Origin of the sequence: Faecalibacterium intestinale (assembly GCF_040096575.1) — a bacterium.
Taxonomy (GTDB): Bacteria; Bacillota; Clostridia; order Oscillospirales; family Ruminococcaceae; genus Faecalibacterium; species Faecalibacterium intestinale.
Genome location: NZ_JBBMEN010000026.1, coordinates 21,393 through 27,707 on the forward strand (window position 1 = coordinate 21,393; position 6,315 = coordinate 27,707).

General features: G+C 58.1%; 5 protein-coding genes, 1 tRNA gene and 1 riboswitch. Of the genes, 2 read left to right on the forward strand and 4 right to left on the reverse strand.

Features of this window, described 5'->3' with window-relative positions; genetic code table 11:
* Positions 1-193: 193 nt before the first annotated feature.
* The 4 genes from WMO20_RS12680 to WMO20_RS12695 form a co-directional block, all read right to left on the reverse strand.
* Positions 194-1,411, reverse strand: coding sequence for an iron-containing alcohol dehydrogenase (locus WMO20_RS12680; protein ID WP_112091204.1), 1,218 nt, complete (start codon positions 1,409-1,411; stop codon positions 194-196).
* A 220-nt stretch (positions 1,412-1,631) separates the two neighbouring features.
* Positions 1,632-1,707, reverse strand: a tRNA-Thr gene (locus WMO20_RS12685).
* A gap of 347 nt (positions 1,708-2,054) precedes the next feature.
* Positions 2,055-2,723, reverse strand: coding sequence for a hypothetical protein (locus WMO20_RS12690; RefSeq protein WP_349187081.1), 669 nt, complete (start codon positions 2,721-2,723; stop codon positions 2,055-2,057).
* 125 nt (positions 2,724-2,848) lie between these two features.
* Positions 2,849-4,543 (reverse strand): M3 family oligoendopeptidase, encoded by a 1,695-nt coding sequence (locus WMO20_RS12695; protein ID WP_349187082.1) that lies wholly within the window; start codon positions 4,541-4,543, stop codon positions 2,849-2,851.
* Between the two features lie 202 nt (positions 4,544-4,745).
* Positions 4,746-4,842: riboswitch (THF riboswitch) on the forward strand.
* 151 nt (positions 4,843-4,993) lie between these two features.
* Between WMO20_RS12695 and WMO20_RS12700 the strand changes: the two genes are divergently transcribed.
* Positions 4,994-5,506, forward strand: coding sequence for a folate family ECF transporter S component (locus tag WMO20_RS12700; protein ID WP_349187083.1), 513 nt, complete (start codon positions 4,994-4,996; stop codon positions 5,504-5,506).
* Positions 5,507-5,595: 89 nt separating this feature from the next.
* Positions 5,596-6,315, forward strand: a 720-nt coding sequence (locus WMO20_RS12705; protein WP_349187085.1) for a bifunctional folylpolyglutamate synthase/dihydrofolate synthase, incomplete at its 3' end; no start/stop codon positions are given.

Consider the following 6,315-nt stretch of genomic DNA (forward strand, 5'->3'; position numbering starts at 1 on the left):
TTTTGTGAACGAGTGCACGAATGACCTGTTTTAATCAACAAAACATATTTTAGTGTCAAGTTATTACGCTCTGGATAGGATACAACAGAGGAATACCTGCAGCCTGTGCCGGAAAAGGCAAAAGCCCCGCAGGGCACTGTGCACTGCGGGGCCTTTGCGCATAGGGAAGGAGGTGTAACAAAGAAAGGATAGATCAGAAATCCACCTCAGTATCGTAGTAGCAGCACTTGAGCAGCTTTTCCATCTCTTCCTGACTGGGCTGGCGGGGGTTAGAGCCGGTGCAGGCGTCAGCGATGGCGTTCTTGGCGATCTCGGGCAGACGCTCGAGGAACACATTCTCCGGCACAAAGCCCTGCTCCGTGGGGTAAGAGTCCGGGCCGTAGTGCTGGATGCAGTGGGGGATGTTCAGCGCATCGTTCATGCCGCGCAGGTACTCGATGAGCAAGCCGACCTTTTCGTCATCGTTTGCGCCGCCCAGCTTCATCTCGTCCGCGATGACGCCGTAGCGCTTTTTGGCTTCGGGGTCCTTGGCGTTGAAGGCAATGACCTTGGGCAGGTACATGGCGTTGGCAGCGCCGTGGATGATGTGTGCGCCGTAGTCTGCAAAGGCAGCGCCGGTCTTGTGTGCCATGGAGTGCACGATGCCCAGCAGCGCGTTGGAGAACGCCATACCGGCAAGGCACTGGGCGTTGTGCATGGAGTCGCGCTTGGACATATCGCCGTTGTAGCTGTCCACCAGATCGCCCTGGATCATGCGGATGGCAAAGATGGCCAGAGGATCGGTGTAGTCGCAGTGTGCGGTGGAAACGTAAGCCTCCACGGCATGGGTCATGGCGTCCATACCGGTGTGGGCAACCAGCTTTTTGGGCATGGTCTCAGCAAGATCCGGGTCAACGATGGCCACGTCCGGGGTGATCTCGAAGTCTGCGATGGGGTACTTGATGCCCTTCTGGTAGTCGGTGATGATGGAGAAGGCGGTCACCTCAGTGGCAGTGCCGGAGGTGGAGGAAATGGCGCAGAAGTGTGCCTTGCGGCGCAGCGGCGGGATTCCGAACACCTTGCACATCTCCTCAAAGGTGATCTCGGGGTACTCGTACTTGATCCACATGGCCTTGGCTGCATCGATGGGAGAGCCGCCGCCCATAGCGATGATCCAGTCGGGCTCAAACTTCAGCATGGCTTCGGCACCGCGCATGACGGTCTCCACGGAAGGATCGGGTTCGATGCCCTCGAACAGCTCCACCTCCATGCCGGCTTCCTTCAGGTATTCCACCGCACGATCCAAGAAGCCGAAGCGCTTCATGGAGCCGCCGCCGACACAGATCATTGCCTTTTTGCCGGTGAAGGACTTCAGCGCTTCCAAAGCGCCCTTGCCATGGTACAGATCACGGGGCAAAGTAAAACGAGCCATAATGTAAACCTCCAAAAATATCACGGCACACGCAGCGCTGTACCGTAGTTTGTTATTATGTTAATTGTATAACAATTTGGAGATGGCTGCAATTGACGTACCGGGAGAAAAAGTCGTTCTATTTTGGGCGGAATCCACAAACAGAAGGATGCAACAGCTGGCAGCACTGGAAAAACACAAAAAAACACCCCGAAGTCCTAAGACTTCAGGGTGTCTGAGCTGGAGCTGCTATCCAGATTCGAACTGGAGACCTCATCCTTACCAAGGATGCGCTCTACCAACTGAGCTATAGCAGCACATCACAGCTCGATTAGTATAGCACAGGTTGACCTGCTTTGCAAGCGTTTTTTGAAAAAAATAAAATTTTTGCAAAAATGGCTGAATGCGGGCAGCATCCTCGCCCTCTCAGTCAATGCCTATCGGCCTTGACAGCTCCCCCAAAGTGGGAGCCCTTGGCAGTCCACGCAAACTTCATCTCTTTGCCAAGGCCTCTCCCTTTGGGAGAGGTGGATTTGCGAAGCAAAGACGAAGAGGGCGAGCTCGCTGGCAAGAAAGCATCGACAGTAGATATTTGCTGTTCATATTTTGCGCAAAAAAGCCCCGGAGCATCCGCAGACGCTCCGGGGACTTGTGTAAATTGCGGTTACTTTGCCAGACTGGTCAGGATGGAGTCGCACTGCTCCACGGTGGAGGAGAGCATCAGGTTGTAGGCGGTGACCATCTCCTGAATGGCGGTGCGGTTCTCCTTGGTCAGGGCGTAGCTCTGGGTGGTGCCGTTCCGCCCAACGAACACGGCGGTGACGCTCTTGGCGTTCAGCCACTCGCTCAGCCAGCTGATCTCGTCGTCGCTCAGCTGGAACAGCTCCAGATCGAACCAGCAGCCCAGATCCTGATCGTAGCCGCCGCCGTACTCTTCATCACAGGTGAAGGTATACATATTATTATCGGCAGTCACATTGACCGTCTTGATGTCCAGCTTCTTGCTGCCTGCATAGGTCAGGATCATGTTAAAGGCAATGCCGTCGTCCTGCACGAACATATAGGGGTACAGCCCGCAGGATTTTTTTGCCATGCTGGCCTGCTCCTGCGGAGAGGAAAGATCCCAGCCGCCGGTCTCCTCGTCGTAGGTGACAGTGAACTTGGATAAAGCAGCCTTGAGCTCGGCATCACTGGGGGAGGCGTTGGTGGTCTCTGCCGCAGCGGGAGCAGCGGGCAGCGCGGGCGCAGCCGCTGCTGCAGCCATGCCGCCGCACAGCATGGCCGCAGCGCATAAACCGGCCGCAATACGCCGGAACAAACGGGAAGATCTCATAAGTCAGTTCTCCTTTCCATTTTCGAAGGGGGATTTCTGGTTTCAGTATATCGCAGCCCGGCGGAAAAGCAAGAAAACTGACACGAAACGCCCTGACGCTGTAACGAAACGACTTTCGCTTGCCTTTAGCCCACCTGATGCTCCTCCAGCCAGCGGGTCATCTGCTGGGCGATGCCCTTGACGCTGCCCTCCGCAAAGGGCACCTTCAGCCCGGCGGTCTGCAGCAGCTCGGTGTAGCTGGCAAGCCCGGCGCGGCGCACCAGCTTGAGGTAGCGCTGCCATGCATCCTTGTGGTCGTCAAGGCTCAGCAGGAAGAACTGCAGCGCTGCCATGGTGGACAGGCAGTAGTCGATATAGTAGAAGGGGCACTCGTAGATGTGCAGCTGGCGCTGCCACCCGGCGCCGCGGCCGTAGAAGGGCAGGTTGTCAAAGTCGATCCACGGGCGGTACTTCTTTTCCAGCTTGAGCCACTCGGCGTTGCGCTGGTCGGGGGTCAGGTCGGGATTCTGGTACATGATGTGCTGGAACTCGTCCACGGCGCAGCCGTAGGCAAGGAACACAAAGCTGTCCTCGGCGTGGAGCAGGGCGTACTTCTCGGTGTCCTTGCCGAACAGCAGGTGGTGCCACGGCGCGGTGAGGAACTCCATGGCCATGGAGTGGATCTCGGCGCTTTCCATGGCAGGGCATTCCAGATCGGCGGGTACGTTGGGGTCGCGCTCGGCCACATAGCCCTCAAAGGCATGGCCGCACTCGTGGGTCAGCACATCCACATCGCCGGAGGTATCGTTCCAGTTGGCAAAGATGAAGGGAGCCTTGTAGCTGGGCAGGCTGGTCATGTAACCGCCGGACATCTTGCCGGGACGGCTTTCCACATCGAACAGCTCGTTGTCCTGCATAAAGTCGATGAACTCGGCGGTCTCGGGGCTCAGCTCGTGGTACATGGTGCGGGCGGCGTCCATGCGTGCCTGATAGCCCGGGATGGGCTTGGGGTTGCCGTCCTTGAAGATGATGGGCAGATCGGTAAAGGTGGGGTGGGTGATGCCGGTGCGCTTGGCGCGCATGGCCATCACTTTTTGCAGCTCGGGTACAACGTCCCGGGCAACCTGATCCCGGAAGGCCTGGATCTCGGCCTGTCCGTAGCCGATGCGGTTCATGCGCACATAGGAAAGCTCGCTGTAATCCTTGTAGCCCAGCACCTTGGCCTGCTGGTTCAGGTTCTTGACGATCTTGGTGTACAATGCATCCAGCTCGTCCCGGTGGGCGTCAAAGTAACCGGCCTCGGCTTCGTAGGCGGCGCGGCGCACGGCGGGGTCCAGATCCTCCTTATAGGGGCCCAGCTGGGGGATGGTCAGCTGCTTGCCGTCCAGCTCCACCAGTGCGCCGCCGTAGATCTGCTGGTACTGGCTGACCAGCGCGTTGAACTCCTGCTGCAATTCAACGGTGCGGTCGTCCATGCCCAGCACGGCGTTCTTCATACCGGCTACACAGGTGGTGCCGAAGTGTTCGGTGAGCGCTTCCACATAGGGGTTTGCCAGAAACGCCCGGCTGATCTCCACACTGGCGTTGGTCACGGCAGGGCCGTTGGCATCAAAAAAATCCTGCTCGGCCTTCCAGTAGGCATCGCGGGTGTCGCAGGTGTAGTGGATGTTCGCCAGCTGGGAGGCGGTGGTGTAGTCTGCAAAGGCGCGGCTCTGCTCGTAGTACACCTGAATGAGGGCATCACCGTCCGGGGCGTCAGCGGCCTTGGTGGCCAGCTGTTTGCACCGTGCCAGCAGGGCGTCGATGTCGGGGCGGGTATAGGTCATTTCGCTGAATTTCATGGAAAATTTCCTTTCCGGGGCAGTTCCCCCTTTGGTATCTTGTGTTCATCTTACCACGTTCTGCGCCAAAAGAAAAGAGGAAGACAGGCGGGCAAAAGTCCTACGTTTATACAACACTGCCAAAAATAAAAACGCTCCTTTGGCAAAGATGTCTGTTTGCGCGCTTGCGGAGCGGCAAAAAAAGGATTATAATGGCATCATCAACAGAGTAAGACCCTGTGCGTTAAGTGCCGCATCAACGGGGAGTTGTGCTGCGGACGAAGGTATTGACCGCGGTGCAGGGTCTGCATCCCGCTGCTGCATGGACTTGGGTGCAGGCGAGAGCCGTCTGCGGTTTTTGCCCGGAAGTGAATGTTGTTGGAATTCACGCCCTCCTTTGTGCGGTCTGTCACAGGGGAGGGCGTTTTTTTGCGTCCTGCCTGCTGTTCCTTTTTAAGGAGGACAACTACGATGAACGACAAAAAAACTTCGGTGCGTACCCTGACCATGCTGGCCCTGCTGGTGGCCATGAGCATCGTGTTCAGCCGGGTGCTGAGCATCTCCACCGGCTTCGTCCGGTTCAATCTGGGCAGTCTGCCGGTGCTGCTGTCGGCGGTGGTGTTTGGCCCCGGCGCAGGCTTTGCGGTGGGCGCAGTGGCCGATATCATCGGCGGTGTGCTGGCGGGCTACGCCATCAACCCGCTGATCACCTTGGGCGCGGGTGCCATCGGCTTGGTGGCGGGTTTTGCGTGGCAGAAGCTGAGCAGCCTTTCCACAAATTTGCGGCTTGCAGCCAGCGTGCTGCTGGGGCATTTTGTGGGCTCTATGGTCATCACCTCGCTGGCGCTGCGCCTGTTTTACGGCTATCCGTGGGCAACGCTGGCAGTGCGCATCCCCAACGCCCTCATCCTGAGCGCTGTGAACGTTGTACTGCTGCGCATCCTGCTGGAAAACCGCAGCCTGATGAAGCTGGCAAAGAAGTAAGAGTTCTATAAAATGGAACACCGGAGCGTCTGCAGACGCTCCGGTGTTCCGAAATTTTTAATATTATTCCTTGAATCGAGGCAGTATCTATGAACTACGAACAGGCAATGGAATACATCCACGCGGTGCAGTGGGCGGGGCATAAGCCCGGGCTTACCCGCACCCGCACCCTGCTGGCTGCACTGGGCGACCCGCACAAAAAGCTGCAATTCGTCCATGTGGCGGGCACCAACGGCAAGGGCAGTACGGCGGCAATGCTGGCTTCCTGCCTGCAGGCCGCCGGTTACCGGGTGGGACTGTATACCTCGCCCTTCATCAACCGGTTCAACGAGCGCATCCAGATCAATGGGCAGCAGATCCCGGACGAGATGCTGGTGGCGCTGGTGGAGCAGGTAAAGCCTGCCGCCGATGCCATGGAGGACGTGCCCACCGAGTTCGAGATCATCACCGCACTGGGAATGCTCTATTTTGCGCAGCAGCAGTGCGATATCGTAGTGCTGGAGGTGGGACTTGGCGGCACGCTGGATTCTACCAATGTCATCGAAACGCCCGCCTGCGCGGTGATCACTGCACTGGGCATGGATCACGTCAAGGAGCTTGGCCCTACGCTGGCGGATATCGCCGCTGCCAAGGCGGGCATCATCAAGCCGGGCTGCCCGGTGGTGAGCTACGGCGGCGCACCGGAAGCAGACACCGTGCTGCGCCGGGTGGCGGCGCAGCAGAATGCGCCCCTTACCGAGGTGGATTTTGCCAAGCTGCAGATCACCGGCGGGGATCTGGACGCAGTTACCTTCAGCTTTGACGGGCTG

Bases quoted from the DNA above. Each gene is read 5' to 3' on its own strand.
- WMO20_RS12695 (WP_349187082.1), bottom strand. From the start codon at position 4,543: ATGAAATTCAGCGAAATGACCTATACCCGCCCCGACATCGACGCCCTG.
- WMO20_RS12690 (WP_349187081.1), bottom strand. From the start codon at position 2,723: ATGAGATCTTCCCGTTTGTTCCGGCGTATTGCGGCCGGTTTATGCGCT.
- WMO20_RS12700 (WP_349187083.1), top strand. From the start codon at position 4,994: ATGAACGACAAAAAAACTTCGGTGCGTACCCTGACCATGCTGGCCCTG.
- WMO20_RS12680 (WP_112091204.1), bottom strand. From the start codon at position 1,411: ATGGCTCGTTTTACTTTGCCCCGTGATCTGTACCATGGCAAGGGCGCT.